Annotated in this window: 16 protein-coding genes; 12 read left to right on the top strand and 4 right to left on the bottom strand. The window is 68.1% G+C overall.

Going from position 1 to position 17074, the window contains the following annotated elements:
• The first annotated feature begins 1 nt into the window (after window position 1).
• From ACWH49_RS23550 to ACWH49_RS23500, 11 genes are read left to right on the top strand one after another with little or no spacing between them, the layout of a single operon-like run.
• On the top strand, window positions 2-835 hold the full coding sequence (locus ACWH49_RS23550) for a phosphatidate cytidylyltransferase (protein WP_448173652.1): 834 nt from the start codon (window positions 2-4) through the stop codon (window positions 833-835).
• On the top strand, window positions 832-2025 hold the full coding sequence (gene ispC / locus ACWH49_RS23545; RefSeq protein WP_448173651.1) for a 1-deoxy-D-xylulose-5-phosphate reductoisomerase: 1194 nt from the start codon (window positions 832-834) through the stop codon (window positions 2023-2025). The genes ACWH49_RS23550 and ispC overlap by 4 nt, the downstream gene beginning before the upstream one ends.
• A complete protein-coding gene (gene rseP / locus ACWH49_RS23540) occupies window positions 2022-3389 on the top strand; it encodes an RIP metalloprotease RseP (RefSeq protein WP_448173650.1) in 1368 nt (455 codons plus the stop codon). The genes ispC and rseP overlap by 4 nt, the downstream gene beginning before the upstream one ends.
• Before the next feature lie 8 nt (window positions 3390-3397).
• Entirely contained in the window at window positions 3398-5698 is a 2301-nt protein-coding gene (gene bamA / locus ACWH49_RS23535) for an outer membrane protein assembly factor BamA (protein ID WP_448173649.1), read from the top strand.
• Between the two features lie 29 nt (window positions 5699-5727).
• Window positions 5728-6228 carry an OmpH family outer membrane protein gene (locus tag ACWH49_RS23530; protein ID WP_448173648.1) on the top strand — a complete coding sequence of 167 codons (501 nt, stop codon included), beginning with the start codon at window positions 5728-5730 and terminating at the stop codon, window positions 6226-6228.
• A 6-nt stretch (window positions 6229-6234) separates the two neighbouring features.
• Complete coding sequence (gene lpxD, locus ACWH49_RS23525; RefSeq protein ID WP_448173647.1) at window positions 6235-7293, top strand: UDP-3-O-(3-hydroxymyristoyl)glucosamine N-acyltransferase; 1059 nt, start codon at window positions 6235-6237, stop codon at window positions 7291-7293.
• A gap of 2 nt (window positions 7294-7295) precedes the next feature.
• Window positions 7296-7733, top strand: coding sequence for a 3-hydroxyacyl-ACP dehydratase FabZ (gene fabZ, locus ACWH49_RS23520; RefSeq protein WP_448173646.1), 438 nt, complete (start codon window positions 7296-7298; stop codon window positions 7731-7733).
• 4 nt (window positions 7734-7737) lie between these two features.
• A complete protein-coding gene (gene lpxA, locus ACWH49_RS23515) occupies window positions 7738-8526 on the top strand; it encodes an acyl-ACP--UDP-N-acetylglucosamine O-acyltransferase (RefSeq protein WP_448173645.1) in 789 nt (262 codons plus the stop codon).
• Window positions 8527-8537: 11 nt separating this feature from the next.
• Window positions 8538-9695, top strand: a complete 1158-nt coding sequence (lpxB, locus tag ACWH49_RS23510; RefSeq protein WP_448173644.1) for a lipid-A-disaccharide synthase — start codon at window positions 8538-8540, stop codon at window positions 9693-9695.
• On the top strand, window positions 9667-10296 hold the full coding sequence (gene rnhB / locus ACWH49_RS23505; protein ID WP_448173643.1) for a ribonuclease HII: 630 nt from the start codon (window positions 9667-9669) through the stop codon (window positions 10294-10296). The genes lpxB and rnhB overlap by 29 nt, the downstream gene beginning before the upstream one ends.
• Complete coding sequence (locus ACWH49_RS23500) at window positions 10293-11093, top strand: TrmH family RNA methyltransferase (RefSeq protein ID WP_448173642.1); 801 nt, start codon at window positions 10293-10295, stop codon at window positions 11091-11093. The genes rnhB and ACWH49_RS23500 overlap by 4 nt, the downstream gene beginning before the upstream one ends.
• Here the strand turns inward: ACWH49_RS23500 and ppsR are convergent.
• Window positions 11090-11926, bottom strand: coding sequence for a posphoenolpyruvate synthetase regulatory kinase/phosphorylase PpsR (ppsR, locus tag ACWH49_RS23495; protein WP_056469856.1), 837 nt, complete (start codon window positions 11924-11926; stop codon window positions 11090-11092). The genes ACWH49_RS23500 and ppsR overlap by 4 nt on opposite strands.
• Window positions 11927-12137: 211 nt before the next feature.
• Between ppsR and ppsA the strand changes: the two genes are divergently transcribed.
• Window positions 12138-14546: a phosphoenolpyruvate synthase gene (gene ppsA / locus ACWH49_RS23490; protein WP_448173641.1), complete on the top strand. Its 2409-nt coding sequence runs from the start codon at window positions 12138-12140 to the stop codon at window positions 14544-14546.
• A gap of 19 nt (window positions 14547-14565) precedes the next feature.
• Here the strand turns inward: ppsA and ACWH49_RS23485 are convergent, their stop codons facing one another.
• From ACWH49_RS23485 to ACWH49_RS23475, 3 genes are read right to left on the bottom strand one after another with little or no spacing between them, the layout of a single operon-like run.
• Complete coding sequence (locus ACWH49_RS23485) at window positions 14566-15090, bottom strand: N-acetyltransferase family protein (protein WP_448173640.1); 525 nt, start codon at window positions 15088-15090, stop codon at window positions 14566-14568.
• An 11-nt stretch (window positions 15091-15101) separates the two neighbouring features.
• Window positions 15102-16223, bottom strand: a complete 1122-nt coding sequence (moaA, locus tag ACWH49_RS23480) for a GTP 3',8-cyclase MoaA (protein ID WP_448173639.1) — start codon at window positions 16221-16223, stop codon at window positions 15102-15104.
• 48 nt (window positions 16224-16271) lie between these two features.
• On the bottom strand, window positions 16272-17069 hold the full coding sequence (locus ACWH49_RS23475; RefSeq protein WP_448173638.1) for a C40 family peptidase: 798 nt from the start codon (window positions 17067-17069) through the stop codon (window positions 16272-16274).
• Between the last annotated feature and the right edge of the window lie 5 nt (window positions 17070-17074).

Raw genomic sequence — 17074 nt, 5'->3', positions numbered from 1 at the left:
CATGCTGAAGCAGCGGGTCATCACCGCGCTGGTGCTCGTCGCCATCCTGTTGCCGGCGTTGTTCGCGCCGATGGCGTGGCCGTTCGCGGTGCTGTCGCTGGTGCTGATCGCCGCGGCCGGTTGGGAATGGGGCCGGTTGAACGGCGCCGGCAGCGCCTCGATCGCGATGGGCGTGCTGCTTGCGGCCCTGTGTGCCGCGGCACTCTGGGCCCGCTGGGGCGCGGCGCCGCCGCAGACGGTGTGGTGGGTTGGCATGCTCGTCTGGGTGCTGGGCGGCACACTCGTGCTGCGTGGCGGCGTTGCCGGCTGGCCGCACGTGCCGATGCCGCTGCGCTGCGCGATAGGCCTCGCGTTGCTCTGGACCGCGTGGCTGGCACTCGCCGCTGCCAAGACGGTGGGCGTCAACTTCATCCTGTCGGTGTTCTGCCTCGTCTGGGCGGCCGACATCGCCGCGTACTTCGGCGGCAAGGCCTTCGGCAAGCGCAAGCTCGCGCCGGGCATCAGTCCCGGCAAGAGCTGGGCCGGGGTCTGGAGCGGCATGCTGGGCGCGCTGGTGCTCGCGGCGTTCTGGCTGTGGCTCGACAGCGCGTTCGCGATGGATTCCGCCAGCCTGTACACGCGCCTGTTCAGCCGTTTCGGCGTGATCGGCGTGGTGGGCGTCGTCGTGTTCCTGGCGGCGATGAGCGTGGTCGGTGACCTGTTCGAGTCGCTGGTCAAGCGCGCAGCCGGCGCCAAGGACAGCAGCAACCTGCTGCCCGGCCACGGCGGCGTGCTCGACCGCGTCGATGCGCTGCTGCCGGTGTTCCCGATAGCGATGGCGCTAGTCAGCGTATGACGGCTGCACTGCAACGCGTGTGTGTGCTCGGCGCGACCGGGTCGGTCGGCATGAACACGCTCGACGTGATCTCGCGCCACCCGGGGCGCTTCGAGGTGTTCGCGCTGACGGCGCACAGCCGGGTCGACGAACTCTTCGCGCAGTGCGTGAAGTGGCGTCCGCGCTTCGCCGTGCTGCCGGACGAAGCAACCGCGGCTGAACTGCGCACGCGCTTGAAGAAGGAGGGGGTCCGCACCGAGGTGCTCTCCGGTGCGCAGGCGCTGTGCGACATGGCGTCGCACCCCGAGGTCGATTCGGTGATGGCCGCGATCGTCGGCGCCGCCGGTCTCGCACCGTGCCTGGCGGCGGCCCGTGCCGGCAAGCGGCTGCTGCTGGCCAACAAGGAGGCGCTGGTCGTCGGCGGCTCGCTGTTCATGCGCGCGGTACACGAAGGTGGCGCCAGCCTGTTGCCGATCGACAGCGAGCATTCCGCGATCTTCCAATGCCTGCCGGAAGACCGCACGGGCTGGCCGAGCCGCATCGACCACATCCTGCTCACGTCCTCGGGTGGTCCGTTCCGCCGCCGCGATCCGGCGACGATGGCCAGCATCACGCCGGACGAGGCCTGCGCGCATCCCAACTTCGCGATGGGCCGCAAGATCTCGGTCGATTCGGCGACGATGATGAACAAGGCGCTGGAGGTGATCGAGGCGCGCTGGCTGTTCGAGCTGGTGCCCGAGCAGATCAAGGTCGTGATCCACCCCCAGCAGATCGTGCACTCTATGGTCGTGTGTCGCGACAACTCGGTGCTGGCGCAACTCGGCACGCCGGACATGCGCGTGCCGATCGCGTACGGCCTGTCGTTTCCCGAGCGGATCGAATCGGGCGCGAGCCAGCTCGACTTCACGACGCTGTCGGCGCTGACCTTCGAGGCGCCGGACTTCCAGCGCTACCCGGGCCTCGCACTCGCGTGGGAGACGCTGCGCAGCCCCGAAGGGAGCACCACGGTGCTGAACGCGGCCAACGAGACGGCGGTGGCGGCCTTCCTCGCCGGAACCATCCGCTTCGACCAGATTCACAGCGTCATCGCGCAGGCGCTCGATGCGATCGACCTGCGCGCCTCCGGCAGCGATTCGCTCGACGCGCTGCTCGAGATCGACCATCGCGCGCGCCGCCAGGCGGCGCAGTTCGTGAAAGGCCTCGCGCCATGATCTACGTCTTCGGTTTCATCCTCACGCTCGGCATCCTGATCGTGATCCACGAGTACGGGCACTACCGGGTCGCGGTGGCGTGCGGCGTCAAGGTGCTGCGTTTCTCGGTCGGGTTCGGTCGCGTGCTGTGGCGGCGCCAGGCCACGCCGCAAAGCACCGAGTTCGTGCTGTGCGCGCTGCCGCTCGGCGGCTACGTGAAGATGCTCGACGAGCGCGAGGCGCCGGTCGCGCCCGACCAGCTCGATGCTGCGTTCAATCGCAAGCCGCTCTGGCAGCGGACCGCGATCGTCGCGGCCGGCCCCATCGCGAACCTGCTGTTGGCGGTGTTGCTGTTCACCGCGTCCTACTGGATCGGCACCGACGAGCCGAAGGCCGTGATGGGTGCGCCGGTCGCCGGCAGCCTGGCCGATCGCGCGGGTCTGCGCGCGGGCGACTGGGCGCGTGCGACGTCGCGCGACGGCTTCGAATGGCACGACGTGCGCTCGATGATCGACCTGCGCTGGGCGGTGACGCAGGCCGCGCTGCGCGCCGAGCCGCTGCAGCTGATGGTGACCGACCGCGCCGGGCACGGCCGCCGCACGGTGGCGCTGCCGCTGGATTCGATCAACACCCAGGATGTCGATGCCAAGACGATGCAGCGCATCGGCCTCGGGGCAGCGTTCAGCGAGCCGGTGCTGGGCAAAGTAGTCGCCGGCGGCCCGGCCGACAAGGCGGGCTTGATGGCCGGCGACCGCGTGCTCAGCATCGACGATGCGCCGGTGATCGATGGCGGCTCGCTGCGTTCGATCATCATGGCCAGTGGCCGCGACGGGACGGCACGGCCGATGCACTGGAAGGTCGACCGCGCCGGCCGCACCGTCGAACTGGCGGTCACGCCGAGCGTCGTGGCCGACAACGGCAAGACGGTCGGCCGGATCGAGCTCGTGCCGGGCCAGCCGTTTGAGACCGTCACGGTGCGCTACGGCGTGTTCGAGGGCATCGCCCAGGGCGCGTCGCAGACCTGGCAGATGTCGGTGATGACCGTGAAGATGCTCGGCAAGATGGTGATCGGCCAGGCCTCGCTGAAGAACCTCAGCGGGCCGCTGACGATCGCCGATTACGCCGGCCAGTCGGTGCGCCTGGGCCTGCCGTACTACCTCGGCTTCCTCGCCGTCGTCAGCGTGGGGCTCGGCGTGCTGAACCTGCTGCCGCTGCCGGTCCTCGATGGAGGACACCTGATGTATTATCTTTTCGAGGGTGTGACGGGCAAGCCGGTCTCCGAGTTGTGGCTTGACCGGCTGCAGCGTGGAGGGGTGGCCATCATGCTCATGATGATGTCCCTGGCTCTCTACAACGACGTGGCCCGCCTCCTGGGCCTGCAATGACCGACCGCATGCGCTCCTCCTCCCGCTCGACCCCGTTTCGCCCGTCCCTCATCTGTCTCGCGCTGGCCGCTGCCCTGCAGGCCGGTTTGGCATGGGCGGTCGAACCGTTCCCGGTGAAGGACATCCGTGTCGAGGGCTTGCAGCGCAGCGATGCGGGCACGGTGTTCGCATCGCTGCCATTCCGCATCGGCGAGACCTACAGCGACGAGAAGGGCGCTGCCGCACTGCGCGCGCTGTTCGCGACCGGTCTTTACAAGGATGTGCGGATCGACATCGACGGCAATGTCGTCGTCGTGATCGTCGAAGAGCGTCCGGTCATCGCCAACATCGACTTCGTCGGCCTGAAGGAATTCGACAAGGACCAGCTCGTCAAGTCGCTGCGCGACTTCGGCATCAGCGACGGCCAGCCGTTCGACCGCGCGCTGGCCGACCGCGCCGAGCAGGAGCTCAAGCGCCAGTACCTCACCCGCAGCCTGTACGGCGCGGAGGTCGTCACCACCGTGACGCCGCAGGAGCGCAACCGCGTCAACCTGAGCTTCACGATCACCGAAGGCTCGGCTGCGAAGATCAGCGAGATCCGGATCAACGGCAACAAGGCCTTCTCCGAGAGCACGCTGACCGGCCTGTTCGACCTGAATGCCGGCAGCTGGCTGAATTTCTACACCAAGGCCGACCGGTACTCCCGCGCCAAGCTCGATGCCGACCTTGAAACCCTGCGGGCCTACTACCTGAACCGGGGCTACCTCGAGTTCAATGTCGAGTCGACCCAGGTCGCGATCTCGCCCGACAAGCAGGACATCACGGTCACGATCAACGTCAAGGAAGGCCAGCCCTACACCGTCAGCAGCGTCAAGCTCGAGGGCGACTACCTCGGCAAGGAAGACGACTTCAAGACGCTGGTGCAGATCAAGCCGGGCGAACCGTACCGCGCCGAGACCGTCACGCAGACCACCCGCGCGATGAGCGACCGCTTCGGCACCTTCGGCTACGCGTTCGCCAAGGTCGAGGCGCGCCCCGAGATCGACCGGGTCAACGGCACCGTGGCGCTCGCGATCACCGCCGACCCGGCGCGCCGCGTCTACGTGCGGCGCATCAACGTCGCCGGCAACACCAAGACGCGTGACGAAGTCGTGCGCCGCGAGTTCCGCCAGTTCGAGTCGAGCTGGTACGACGGCCGCAAGATCAAGCTCTCGCGCGACCGCGTCGACCGCCTCGGCTACTTCAGCGAGGTCAACATCGACACCAACGAGGTGCCCGGCTCCGCCGACCAGGTCGACCTGGTGATCACGATCAAGGAGAAGGCGACCGGCAACCTGCAGATCGGCGCTGGCTTCTCGTCGGCCGACAAGCTCTCGCTGTCGGGCTCGATCAAGCAGGAGAACGTGTTCGGCTCGGGCAACTACCTCGGCCTCGAACTGAACACCAGCAAGTACAGCCGCACGTTGGTGGTCAGCACGATCGACCCGTACTTCACGGTCGACGGCATCTCGCGCTACATCGATGTGTTCTACCGCACCCAGCGCCCGATCAACAGCCAGGGCGAGGAGTACAAGCTGGTCACGCCGGGGGCGTCGATCCGCTTCGGCGTGCCGTTCAGCGAGTACGACACCGTGTTCTTCGGGATCGGCTTCGAGCGCACCGAGATCAAGGGAACGAACCTGCCGGTCAACTACCGCAACTACGTGACCGAATTCGGTCCGACCAGCAACTCGGTTCCGCTGACCATCGGCTGGTCGCGCGACAGCCGCGACAGCGCACTGGTGCCGACCGCCGGCCGCCTGACCAGCCTGAACTTCGACTGGGGCATCACCGGCGAGGCCAAGTACCTGCGCACGAACGCGAAGTTCCAGCAGTACATCCCGCTGTCGAAGCGATTCACGTTCGGCTTCAACGCCGACCTGTCCTGGGGCAAGGGCCTGGGTGGCCACCCGTACCCGATCTTCAAGAACTTCTATGGCGGCGGCCTGGGCAGCGTGCGCGGCTTCGACCAGAACTCGCTCGGCCCGGTCGACGTGACCGGCGCGTACATCGGCGGCAACCGCCGCTTCAACATGAATGCCGAGCTGTACCTGCCGATCCCCGGCACCGGCAACGACCGCACGCTGCGCTGGTTCACCTACTTCGACGCCGGCAATGTCTGGGGCGAGAACGACAAGGTCACGGCCGACAGCATTCGCGCCTCGGCCGGCCTCGGGCTGACCTGGGTGTCGCCCGTGGGCCCGCTGAAGATCAGCTACGGCACGCCGATCCGCAAGAAGCCAGAAGATAGAATCCAGCGACTCCAATTCCAGATCGGGACAGCGTTCTAATGAAAAGCTCTTCTCTCAAGGTCGGTGCCATGAAGCTCGTTGCGGTTGCAGCGTTGTCGCTGGCGGCCATCGGCAGCGCACAAGCGCAGGAAGTGAAGATCGGCTTCGTCAACAGCGATCGCGTGTTGCGCGAGGCCACGCTGGCCAAGGCCGCGCAGAGCCGCCTCGAGAATGAATTCTCGAAGCGGCAGAAGGAAGGCGAGGACGCGGCCAATCGCCTGAAGACGGCGGCCGACAAGCTCGACAAGGACGCGCCCACGCTCAGCGAAGCCGAGCGCAATCGCCGCCAGCGCGAGCTGGTCGATCAGGACCGCGAGCTGCAGCGCAAGCGCCGCGAATTCCAGGAAGACCTGAACCAGCGCCGCAACGAAGAACTGGCCTCGGTCGTCGAGCGCGCGAACAAGGTCGTCAAGACGATCTACGAGACCGAGAAGTACGACCTGATCCTGCAGGGCGAACAGGTGATCTTCGCCGGCCCGCGCGTCGACATCACCGACAAGGTGATCAAGGCCCTCAACGCGCAGAAGTGACCCGGTGTGGTCGATGTCGGGCTGCCTGACCTCGTCGCCGCCCTCGGCGGCGAACTGACCGGCGACGCAGGGGCGGTCCGCATCACGCGGATCGGCCCGTTCGACGGCGCGACGCCGGACACCATCACCTTCCTGTCGAATCCGCGGCTCGCGCCGCAACTGGCCAACAGCCGCGCCGGCTGCGTCATCGTCGGGCCGGCGCAGCGCGACGCTGCGGCCTTGCGTGGCGCGGCGATCGTCACGCCCGATCCTTACCTGTACTTCGCGAAGCTCACCCAATGGTGGGCGAAGTGCACGCGCGTGCCGGCGGCTGCGGGCGTGCACCCGAGCGCCATCGTCGACCCGAGCGCGAAGATCGCGCCCAGCGCCACCATCGGCGCGCTGACTGTGGTCGAGGCGGGCGCGATCGTCGGCGAGCGCACGTTGATCGGCGCGCACGGTTTCATCGGGCGCGACACGCGGATCGGGGACGACTGCCGCTTCGCCGCGCGCGTGACCTTCAACGAACGCTGCAGGATCGGCGCGCGTGGCGTGCTGCACAGCGGCGTGGTGATCGGCGCGGACGGTTTCGGCTTCGCGCCGACCGAGGGGCGGTGGGAAAAGATCGAGCAGCTCGGCGCGGTGCAGATCGGCGACGACGTCGACATCGGCGCCAACACCTGCATCGATCGCGGCGCGCTCGGCGACACGGTGATCGGCAACGGCGTCAAGCTCGACAACCTGATCCAGATCGGCCACAACGTGCGCATCGGCGACCATTCCGCGCTGGCCGGCTGCGTCGGCGTGGCGGGCAGCGCGGTGATCGGCAAGCACGTGATGATGGGCGGTGCCGCGATGATCGCGGGCCACCTCGAGATCGCCGACCACGTGTTCATCTCCGGCGGCACGCTCGTCAGTCACTCGATCAAGAAGGCGGGTCACTACACCGGCGTGTTTCCCATCGACGACAATGCGGCCTGGGAGAAGAACGCCGCGACCCTGCGCAACCTGCACCGCCTGCGCGAGCGGGTGCGGCTCCTCGAAAAAGCGGCTGCCGAGAAGAACGAGACGACGGGCACACCATGACCATGGACATCCACGAAATCCTGAAGCGGTTGCCGCACCGCTACCCCTTCCTGCTGGTCGACCGCGTGCTCGAGCTCGACAAGGGCAAGCGCATCCTCGCCGTCAAGAACGTCACGATGAACGAGCCGTTCTTCACCGGTCACTTCCCGAACCGGCCCGTGATGCCGGGCGTGATGATGCTGGAGGCGCTCGCGCAGGCGGCGGCGATCCTGGCGTTCGACGACGTCGGCGTGATGCCCGACGACAAGACCGTCTTCTATTTCGTCGGCATCGACAACGCGCGCTTCAAGCGCCCGGTCGAGCCCGGCGACCAGCTGATGCTGCATGCGTCGCTGGATCGCAGCCGTGCCGGCATCGTCAAGTTCAGCGCATTCGCGAAGGTCGGCGATACCGTGGCCGTGTCCGCCGACCTGATGTGCACGATGCGCCGGATCGACTGAACCGATGACGACGATCCATCCCACCGCGATCGTCGAGCCCGGCGCGCAGCTGGATGAGGGCGTCAGCGTGGGTGCCTTCAGCATCGTGCGCGCGCAGGTGCGCATCGGCGCCGGTACGACGATCGGCCCGCACTGCGTGATCGAGGGCCGCACGACGATCGGGCGCGACAACCGCATCTTCCAGTTCAACTCCATTGGCGCGGTGCCGCAGGACAAGAAGTACGCGGGCGAAGACACCGAGCTCGTGATCGGGGACCGCAACCTGATCCGCGAGTTCTGCACCTTCAACCTCGGGGTGCCGCAAGCCGGAGGCATCACGCGCGTCGGCAGCGACAACTGGATCATGGCCTACACGCACATCGCGCACGATTGCGAGGTCGGCAACCACACCACGCTGGCCAACAACACGACGCTCGGTGGACACGTGCAGCTCGGCGACTGGGTCACCATAGGCGGGCTGACCGGCATCCACCAGTTCGTCAAGGTCGGTGCGCATGCGATGGCCGGCTTTGCCAGCGCGGTCACGCAGGACGTGCCGCCCTACATGATGGTCGACGGCAACCCGCTGGCGGTGCGCGGCTTCAACGTCGAGGGGCTGCGTCGGCGTGGCTTCGGTCCCGAGCGCCTTGCGGCCGTCAAGCAGATGCACCGCCTGTTGTACCGCGACGGCCTGAACTTCGAGGTGGCGCGCCAGGCGATCACTGCCCTGGGCGCCGAGCGGCCCGAGGCCGCCGCCGACATCGCGGTGATGAGCGAGTTTCTCGCCCAGGTCACCCGCGGCATCGCGCGCTAGGCATGTCGTCGATGGAACCTCAAGCCCCTCGCTTCGCGATGGTGGCGGGCGAAGCGTCGGGCGATCTGCTCGGCGGCCTGTTGCTGGCCGGTCTGAGGGCGCGCTGGCCGGCGCTTCAGGCGGGCGGTATCGGCGGCCCTAAGATGGTGGCGCAGGGCTTCGAGGCCTGGTGGCCGCACGACAAGCTCTCCGTCAGCGGCTATGTCGAGGTGCTGAGCCACTACCGCGAGATCTCGGGCATCCGCAACCAGCTGACCGAGCGGCTGCTGAAGGCCGGGCCAGCCGAACGCGCCGACGTTTTCGTCGGCATCGACGCGCCCGACTTCAACCTCGATCTCGAGGCCAGGCTGAAGGCCGGCGGCATGAAGGCGATCCACTTCGTCAGCCCGTCGATCTGGGCCTGGCGCGGCAAGCGCATCGACAAGATCCGCAAGGCGACCGACCTGGTGCTGTGCCTGTTCCCGTTCGAGCCAGCCATCTATGCCAAGCAGGGCGTCCCGGCGGCGTATGTCGGACATCCGCTGGCCGACGTGATCCCGTTCGAGGTGCCGCGCGCGTCGGCGCGTGCCGCGCTCGGCATCGGCGCGGACGAGGTGGTCGTCGCGCTGCTGCCCGGCAGCCGCCGTGCCGAGGTCCAGTACATCGCGCCACGCCTGTTGCAGGCCGCCGCCGAGATGCACCGGCAACGTCCGGGCCTGCGCTTCGTGCTGCCTGTCGTTCCGGGCCTGCGCCATGTGGTGGAGCCGTTGCGCCGCCAGTTCGCCGCAGACGTGCAGATCGATCTGCTGGACGGCCACTCGCACGACGCGCTCGCCGCCTGCGACGTGACGCTGATTGCCAGCGGCACCGCGACGCTCGAGGCCGCGCTGTTCAAGCGGCCGATGGTGATCACCTACGTGATGCACGCGCTGAACTGGCAGATGATGAAGCGCATGAGCTACCAGCCGTGGGTCGGCCTGCCCAACATCCTGCTTCAGGACTTCGCGGTGCCCGAGTTCCTGCAGGGCGACGCCACGCCCGAGCGCCTCGCGCACGCGACCCTGGCCTGGCTCGACGATCCCGCGCGCTGCGCGGCGCTGTACGCCCGCTTCGAGGCGATGCACCGCGAGCTGCGCTGCGACACCGGCCGGAAAGCCACCGATGCGATCGAAACGGTTCTTGCGGGCTGAGCAGCTCGGCCTCGTGTTCGACGCGCCCGGTCTGATGGCGGGCGTCGACGAGGCCGGCCGCGGCCCGCTGGCCGGGCCGGTGGTCGCGGCCGCGGTGATCCTCGACGAGCTCAAGCCGATCCGCGGCCTGAACGATTCCAAGCTGCTGAGCGCGCCGACGCGCGAGCGGCTGTACATGGAGATCCACGCCAAGGCGCTGTGCTTCTGCATCGCGCAGGCCAGCGTCGAGGAGATCGACGAACTCAACATCCTGCAGGCGACGATGCTGGCGATGCGGCGCGCGGTGGAGGGCCTGCGGCTGCGGCCGAACAAGGTGCTGGTCGACGGCAACCGGCTGCCGACACTGCGCATCGCGGCCGAGGCGATCATCGGTGGCGACGCGAAGGTGAAGGCGATCTCGGCTGCGTCCATCCTCGCGAAGGTGCACCGCGATCGCCTGTGCCAGGAACTGCATCTGCAGCACCCGCAGTACGGTTTCGGCGAGCACAAGGGATACGCGACTCCCGCACACCTGGCTGCACTGAAGGAGCATGGCGCCTGCCCGCAGCACCGCCGCAGCTTCGCACCGGTGCGTGAGGCGGTACGCGTGGTCCTCGGATGAGCGGGCCGGTCGTCCGCGCTGTCGTTCGCGCCGTGGCCTCGCGCGACAACCCGCTGCTGGTGCGGCTGCGCAAGCTCGCGGCCGACCCGGCGGCGTACCGCAAGCTCGGCGAAGTCTGGATCGAGGGCGAACACCTGTGCTCGGCCCTCGTGCAGCGTGGCGGCCGGGCGGCGCAGGCGGTCATCACCGAAGAGGGCTGGCAGACGCCGTCGCTGCGCTCGCTGGCCGGCACGGCGGCGGCCGTCGCGGTGATTCCGGCGGCGCTGATGGCCGGGCTGAGCACGCTCGAATCGCCGCCGCCGCTGGCGTTTGCGCTGCCCTGGGCGGGTCCGCGCGAGGTCGAGCCGCACGTATCCAGCGTCGTGCTCGATGGGCTGCAGGACGCCGGCAACGTGGGCAACATCCTTCGCAGCGCGTCGGCGTTCGGATTCACGCAGGTCATCGCGATCAAGGGCACCGCGGCGCTGTGGTCGCCCAAGGTGCTGCGTGCAGGAATGGGCGCGCACTTCGCGCTGCGGCTGGTCGAAGTGGCCGGCGACGAGGCACTCGCGGCGCTGCGCGTGCCGCTGCTGGCCACCAGTTCGCATGCCGAACGCACCTTGAACGAGGTGGCGTTGCCCTGGCCCTGCGCCTGGGTGATGGGCCATGAAGGGCAGGGCGTGTCCGCCCCATTGATGCAGCGCTGCAGCGACGCGCTGCGCATCCCGCAGCCGGGCGGCGAGGAGTCGCTGAATGTCGCCGCCGCGGCTGCGGTGTGCCTGTATGAATCGGCGCGCCAGCGCGCTCGCGCAGGCTAGTACATCAGGCGGTCCGGCCGCAGGTCGCGCAGGATCGTCGTCGCGATCTCCTCGATCGACTTGTGGGTCGACGACAGCCACGCGATGCCCTCGCGCCGCATCATCGTCTCGGCCTCCTTGACCTCGAAGCGGCAGTTCTCGATCGCCGCGTACTTGCTGTTCGGGCGGCGTTCGTTGCGGATGTGGCTCAGCCGTTCCGGATCGATCGTCAGGCCGAAGCACTTCTTCTTGAACGGCGCCAGATTGGACGGGATCGCCCCGCGGTCGAAGTCCTCCGGGATCAGCGGGTAGTTCGCGGCCTTGATGCCATGCTGCATCGCCAGGTACAGCGAAGTCGGCGTCTTGCCGCTGCGGCTGACGCCGACCAGGATCACGTCGGCGCTGGCGAGGTTCTTCGACGACTGACCGTCGTCGTGCGCGAGCGAGAAATTGATCGCCTCGATCCGGTCGGTGTATTCCTGGCTCTTCGAGACATCGGCGAAGCGGCCGACGCGGTGGTTGGAGGTCATGCCGAACTCGGCCTCCAGCGGTTCGATGAAGGTGTTGAACATGTCGAGCACCAGGCCCTTCTGTTCGGCGCCGACATGGCTGCCCTTCAGGATCGCTAGGATTTCGGGATTGACCAGCGTGATGAAGACGATCGGCTTGCGGCCCTCGGCATCGGCGGTGTGGTTGATCTCGCGCAGCACCTGGTGCGCCTTGTCCGGCGTGTCGATGAACGGGCGGCGCACATGGCGGGATTTGATCGCGAACTGCGACATGATCGAATTGCCGAAGGTCTCGGCAGTGATGCCGGTGCCGTCCGAGACGAAAAACACGGTGCGATGGGCCATGGTGCGCAGGCTGCGAGGCGGGGTTGCGAATGCATACGATGATAGGCAGTTCGCCGGTAAACTCGGCCGAAACCTTTCCGCCCCTGCCGCCCATGAACCGCCACGCCTGCTGCGCCCGACCCGTCGATGGGTTCGCGAGCGCGCGCCTGGCCGATCTTGCGCCGCAGGCTCGACGTGGTGACCGAATCTTTCAACCTCCCGGAGTCTTCCCATGTCAAGCAACCCCCTGGCGACCGCCCTGGTCGCCCCGTTTGAACAACTGAGAATGACCGACGTCGAGTCGGTCGGCGGCAAGAACGCCTCGCTCGGCGAAATGATCAGCCAACTGGCCGCCTCCGGCGTGCGCGTCCCCGGCGGCTTCGCGACCACGGCGCATGCCTTCCGGCAGTTCCTGCAGCACGACGGCCTCGCGAAGCGGATCGAGAACCGCCTCGCCTCGCTGAACACCGACGACGTGCGCGCGCTGGCCGAAGCCGGCGCCGAGATCCGGCACTGGATCGAGTCGACGCCGTTCCCGCCGGAGCTCGATGCCGCGATCACCGAGGCGTTCGCACGGCTCACCGCGGGCAACCCGGACGCGTCGTTCGCGGTGCGCTCGTCGGCGACCGCCGAGGACCTGCCGGACGCGTCGTTCGCGGGCCAGCAGGAGACCTTCCTGAACGTCGTGGGCATCGACGCGGTGCTCGCGAAGATGAAGGAGGTGTTCGCCAGCCTCTACAACGACCGCGCGATCAGCTACCGCGTCCACAAGGGCTTCGCGCACAGCGACGTCGCCCTGTCGGCCGGCGTGCAGCGCATGGTGCGCTCCGACCTCGGCGCAGCCGGCGTGATGTTCACGATCGACACCGAGAGCGGCTTCAGCGACGTCGTGTTCATCACCTCGAGCTACGGCCTGGGCGAGACGGTCGTGCAGGGCGCCGTGAACCCCGACGAGTTCTACGTCCACAAGCCCGCGCTGCGCGCCGGCAAGCGCGCGATCATCCGCCGCAACCTCGGCTCCAAGCTGATCAAGATGGAGTTTGCGACGCCTGAAGAGAAGGCGAAGAGCGGGCACCTGGTCAAGACCGTCGACACCCTGCACGAGCACCGCAACCGCTATTCGCTCACCGACGAAGACGTGTCTGAACTGGCTAGTTATGCGCTGACCATCGAGCAGCACTATGGCCGGGCAATGGACATCGAATGGGGCAAGGATGGCGCCGACGGCAAGCTCTACATCCTGCAGGCGCGGCCCGAGACCGTGAAGAGCCAGCAGGGCGACAAGGTCGAGCAGCGGTTCAAGCTCAAGAGCACCGGCACGGTGCTCGCCGAGGGCCGCGCGATCGGCCAAAAGATCGGCACCGGCCCGGTGCGCATCGTCCACAGCATCGCCGACATGGACCAGGTCCAGGCCGGTGACGTGCTCGTGACCGACATGACCGACCCGAACTGGGAGCCGGTGATGAAGCGCGCCAGCGCGATCGTCACGAACCGCGGCGGCCGCACCTGCCACGCGGCCATCATCGCGCGCGAACTCGGCATCCCGGCGGTCGTCGGCTGCGGTGACGCGACCGAGACGCTGAAGGAAGGCGCCCTCGTGACCGTGGCCTGTTCGGAGGGCGACACCGGCTACATCTACGATGGCCTGCTCGAGACCGAGGTGACCGACGTGCAGCGCGGCGCGCTGCCGGAGAGCCCGGTCAAGATCATGATGAACGTCGGCAACCCGCAGCTGGCGTTCGACTTCGCGCAGATGCCCAACAGCGGTGTCGGCCTGGCGCGGCTCGAGTTCATCATCAACAACAACATCGGCGTCCACCCGAAGGCGATCCTCGACTACCCGAACATCGACAGCGACCTGAAGAAGGCGGTCGAGAGCGTCGCCCGCGGCCACGCGTCGCCGCGCGCGTTCTATGTCGACAAGCTGACCGAAGGCGTCGCGACGATCGCCGCGGCCTTCTGGCCGAAGCCGGTGATCGTTCGCCTGTCCGACTTCAAGAGCAACGAGTACCGCAAGCTGATCGGCGGCTCGCGCTACGAGCCGGAGGAGGAGAACCCGATGCTCGGCTTCCGCGGCGCGTCGCGCTACGTCAGCGAGGCGTTCGGCGAGGCCTTCGCGATGGAATGCGAGGCGCTGAAGCGCGTGCGCGTCGAGATGGGGCTGACCAATGTCGAGATCATGGTGCCGTTCGTGCGCACGCTGGCGCAGGCGGAAGCCGTGGTGGGCATGCTCGCCGCGCGCGGGCTGAAGCGTGCGTCGCAAGGCGGCACCGATGGCCTCCGCGTGATCATGATGTGCGAGATCCCGAGCAACGCGATCCTGGCCGAGCGCTTCCTCGAGCACTTCGACGGCATGTCGATCGGCTCGAACGACCTGACCCAGCTGACGCTCGGGCTGGACCGCGATTCGGGCATGGAACTGCTCGCGAAGGACTTCGACGAGCGCGATCCGGCCGTCAAGGCGCTGATCTCGAAGGCGATCGCGGCCTGCCGGGCGGCCGGCAAGTACGTCGGCATCTGCGGCCAGGGGCCCAGCGATCACCCGGACTTCGCCGACTGGCTGACCGACGAAGGCATCGCATCGATCTCGCTGAACCCCGACTCGGTCGTCGAGACCTGGCGCCGGCTCGCCACGCGCTGAGGCCGGCGCGGCCCGGCACCTACAGCACCAGCACCATCTGGTCCTTGGTGTAGTAGGTGTCCCCGACGCGGATCGCGCGCGGCAGGCTGCCGCAGCGCTCGAAGCCGACGCTTTCGTACAGCGCGATCGCCGGGGCGTTGCCCGCGGTGACGGTCAGCGTCAGCATCTCCAGACCGCCGGCGCGCCGCGCCGCCGCGAGGCACTCGTTCAGCAACGCGCGGCCGACGCCACGCCCCTGGGCATCGCTGCGCACCATCATGCCGATCAGGTGCCCCACGTGGCGGACCTTGATGCGGTTCTCGCGCTCGCAGCTGATCGCGCCGACCAGCGTGTCGCCGTCCCAGGCGCCGAGGGTGAAGTGACCGCCGCGAGGTCGATCGAGCCCGAGGCGGTCGCGGTAGCTGTCGGCCGCGCGCCCGACCGACTCGGCCGCGTCCGAGGTGAACGCGCTCGGATGCTCGGCCAGTATCGTGTCGCGCAGGGCCTTGTAGGCGCCCAGTTCGTCGACCAGCAGCGGGCGGATCGTGATCGGCTCGCCGGTCATCGCCGCACCGGTCAGCCGCCGATGTAGTGCATCTCGACGCGGCGCTCGCCGCCGTCGCCGGTCGGCGCGCCGCCCGCGCTGCGCAGTTCGGAGTAGCGGTCGTCGCGCTGCTGCCAGATCAACCCGATCGCGGCAGCGATCTGCGCGTCGGTGTAATCGCCACGCAGCAGCGCGCGCAGGTCGTGGCCCTGGCTGGCGAACAGGCACAGGAACAGCTTGCCTTCGGTCGACAGCCTGGCCCGGTTGCAATCGGCACAGAACGCCTGCGTGACGCTCGAGATCACGCCGATCTCGCCGCCACCGTCCGCGTAGCGCCAGCGCTCGGCCGTCTCGCCGAGCACGGTGGCCTGCGCCGCCTCCAGCGGCAGCTCCGCATGGATGCGTTCGACGACCTGGGCCGATGGCAGCACCTCGTCCATGCGCCAGCCGTTGGTCGCGCCGACATCCATGTACTCGATGAACCTGAGCACGACGCCAGTGCCTTTGAAATGGCGCGCCATCGGCAGGATCTGGTCGTCGTTGGTGCCGCGCTTGACGACCATGTTGACCTTGATCGGGCCGAGCCCGACCCGCTGCGCGGCTTCCAGGCCCTCGAGCACCTCGTGGACCGGGAAGTCGGCGTCGTTCATGCGGCGGAAGATCGCATCGTCGAGCGCATCGAGGCTGACGGTGACGCGCTGCAACCCGGCGTCCTTCAGTGCCTGCGCCTTGCGCGCCAGCACCGAGCCGTTGGTCGTCAGCGTCAGGTCGAGCGGCGCACCGTCGGGCGTGCGCAGCGCGGCCAGCATGCCGACCAGCACCTCGAGGTTCTTGCGCAACAGCGGTTCGCCGCCGGTCAGTCTGATCTTGCGCACGCCGTGCGCGACGAACAACCGTGCCGTGCGGGTGATCTCCTCGAAGCTCAGCAGCGACGAGTGCGGCAGGAAGGCGTACTGCTTGTCGAACACCTCCTTCGGCATGCAGTAGCTGCAGCGGAAGTTGCAGCGGTCGGTCACCGAGATGCGCAGGTCGCGTAACGGGCGCCCGAGCGTGTCGCCGAGCAGGCCGTTCGGCTCCGGCGCACCGAGCGGCACGCGGGGAACGCGCGCGGCGTAGCGGTGGTCGGCGAGCGGGATGACGTTTCTCTCGGTCATGCCGCGATTGTGCCTGCGCCGCCCGGGCCGTGTGGCCGGTGGGGCGGCTCAGCGCTGGCGCGGTTCCGTGGCCGCCGGCTCGGAGAGGGGCTCGGCGCGGCGGGCGCCGGTGAAACGCTTGGCCCAGTAGGCGAAGTTCATGCTCTCGACCCGAACCTCGCCGCCCGGCTTGGGTGAATGGATGAACTTGCCGTCGCCGACATAAATTCCGACGTGCGAGAAGGTGCGGCGCAGCGTGTTGAAGAACACCAGATCGCCCGGCTGAAGTTCGTCCTTCTTGACGGTCACGAGGCCAGCGGCCTTGGCCTGCTCGTCGGCGCGGCGAGGCAGCACCAGGCCGAGGCTGGATTCGAATACCTGGCGGGTGAAGCCGCTGCAGTCGAAGCCGACGTCGGCATCGTTGCCGCCGCGCTTGTAGCGCACGCCGAGAAAGTTCATCGCCGTGAGCACCATGTCCGCGGCCTTGTCGCGCACCTGGCTGACCAGGCCGGGCCCGCTGACGCCGATCGCCGAGGCGTTGATCAACCCCTTGTCTGCGAGGAAGCGGCTGACCGCATCGGCGGCGGCGGTGGCTGATGCCGCAGCGGCTGGCGGTTGCGGCGCCGTGTCCGCCGGGGCCGCCCACGCGGCGTTCACCGAGCCGGCCACGACCAAGCAGAGAAGGGAGCGTCGCGCAAGACGCGCGAATCGGGGCCGGGTTTTCAGCATTGCGCGCAGGATACGGACGCAAATCCGAGTAGTCAACCGAAGAAACGTCTTGTAAGACAAGCACTTGCGCGAGTTTTGTGATGTGAAACGGAGATGGCGTCGCGCGCTGGACCGGCTGTCGGCAAGTGTCGGCTGCATGCGCT

This window comes from Rhizobacter fulvus, from assembly GCF_964020785.1.
This window is presented reverse-complemented; position numbering and strand designations above follow the sequence as displayed.

What these genes read in the sequence shown, in the direction of transcription:
- ACWH49_RS23475 (WP_448173638.1), bottom strand. Translation starts at nt 17,069, where the DNA reads ATGCAGCCGACACTTGCCGACAGCCGGTCCAGCGCGCGACGCCATCTC.
- rnhB (WP_448173643.1), top strand. Translation starts at nt 9,667, where the DNA reads ATGCGATCGAAACGGTTCTTGCGGGCTGAGCAGCTCGGCCTCGTGTTC.
- ppsR (WP_056469856.1), bottom strand. Translation starts at nt 11,926, where the DNA reads ATGGCCCATCGCACCGTGTTTTTCGTCTCGGACGGCACCGGCATCACT.
- rseP (WP_448173650.1), top strand. Translation starts at nt 2,022, where the DNA reads ATGATCTACGTCTTCGGTTTCATCCTCACGCTCGGCATCCTGATCGTG.
- moaA (WP_448173639.1), bottom strand. Translation starts at nt 16,223, where the DNA reads ATGACCGAGAGAAACGTCATCCCGCTCGCCGACCACCGCTACGCCGCG.
- ACWH49_RS23550 (WP_448173652.1), top strand. Translation starts at nt 2, where the DNA reads ATGCTGAAGCAGCGGGTCATCACCGCGCTGGTGCTCGTCGCCATCCTG.
- ACWH49_RS23500 (WP_448173642.1), top strand. Translation starts at nt 10,293, where the DNA reads ATGAGCGGGCCGGTCGTCCGCGCTGTCGTTCGCGCCGTGGCCTCGCGC.
- ispC (WP_448173651.1), top strand. Translation starts at nt 832, where the DNA reads ATGACGGCTGCACTGCAACGCGTGTGTGTGCTCGGCGCGACCGGGTCG.
- bamA (WP_448173649.1), top strand. Translation starts at nt 3,398, where the DNA reads ATGCGCTCCTCCTCCCGCTCGACCCCGTTTCGCCCGTCCCTCATCTGT.
- ppsA (WP_448173641.1), top strand. Translation starts at nt 12,138, where the DNA reads ATGTCAAGCAACCCCCTGGCGACCGCCCTGGTCGCCCCGTTTGAACAA.
- lpxA (WP_448173645.1), top strand. Translation starts at nt 7,738, where the DNA reads ATGACGACGATCCATCCCACCGCGATCGTCGAGCCCGGCGCGCAGCTG.
- ACWH49_RS23485 (WP_448173640.1), bottom strand. Translation starts at nt 15,090, where the DNA reads ATGACCGGCGAGCCGATCACGATCCGCCCGCTGCTGGTCGACGAACTG.
- lpxB (WP_448173644.1), top strand. Translation starts at nt 8,538, where the DNA reads ATGGAACCTCAAGCCCCTCGCTTCGCGATGGTGGCGGGCGAAGCGTCG.
- fabZ (WP_448173646.1), top strand. Translation starts at nt 7,296, where the DNA reads ATGGACATCCACGAAATCCTGAAGCGGTTGCCGCACCGCTACCCCTTC.
- ACWH49_RS23530 (WP_448173648.1), top strand. Translation starts at nt 5,728, where the DNA reads ATGAAGCTCGTTGCGGTTGCAGCGTTGTCGCTGGCGGCCATCGGCAGC.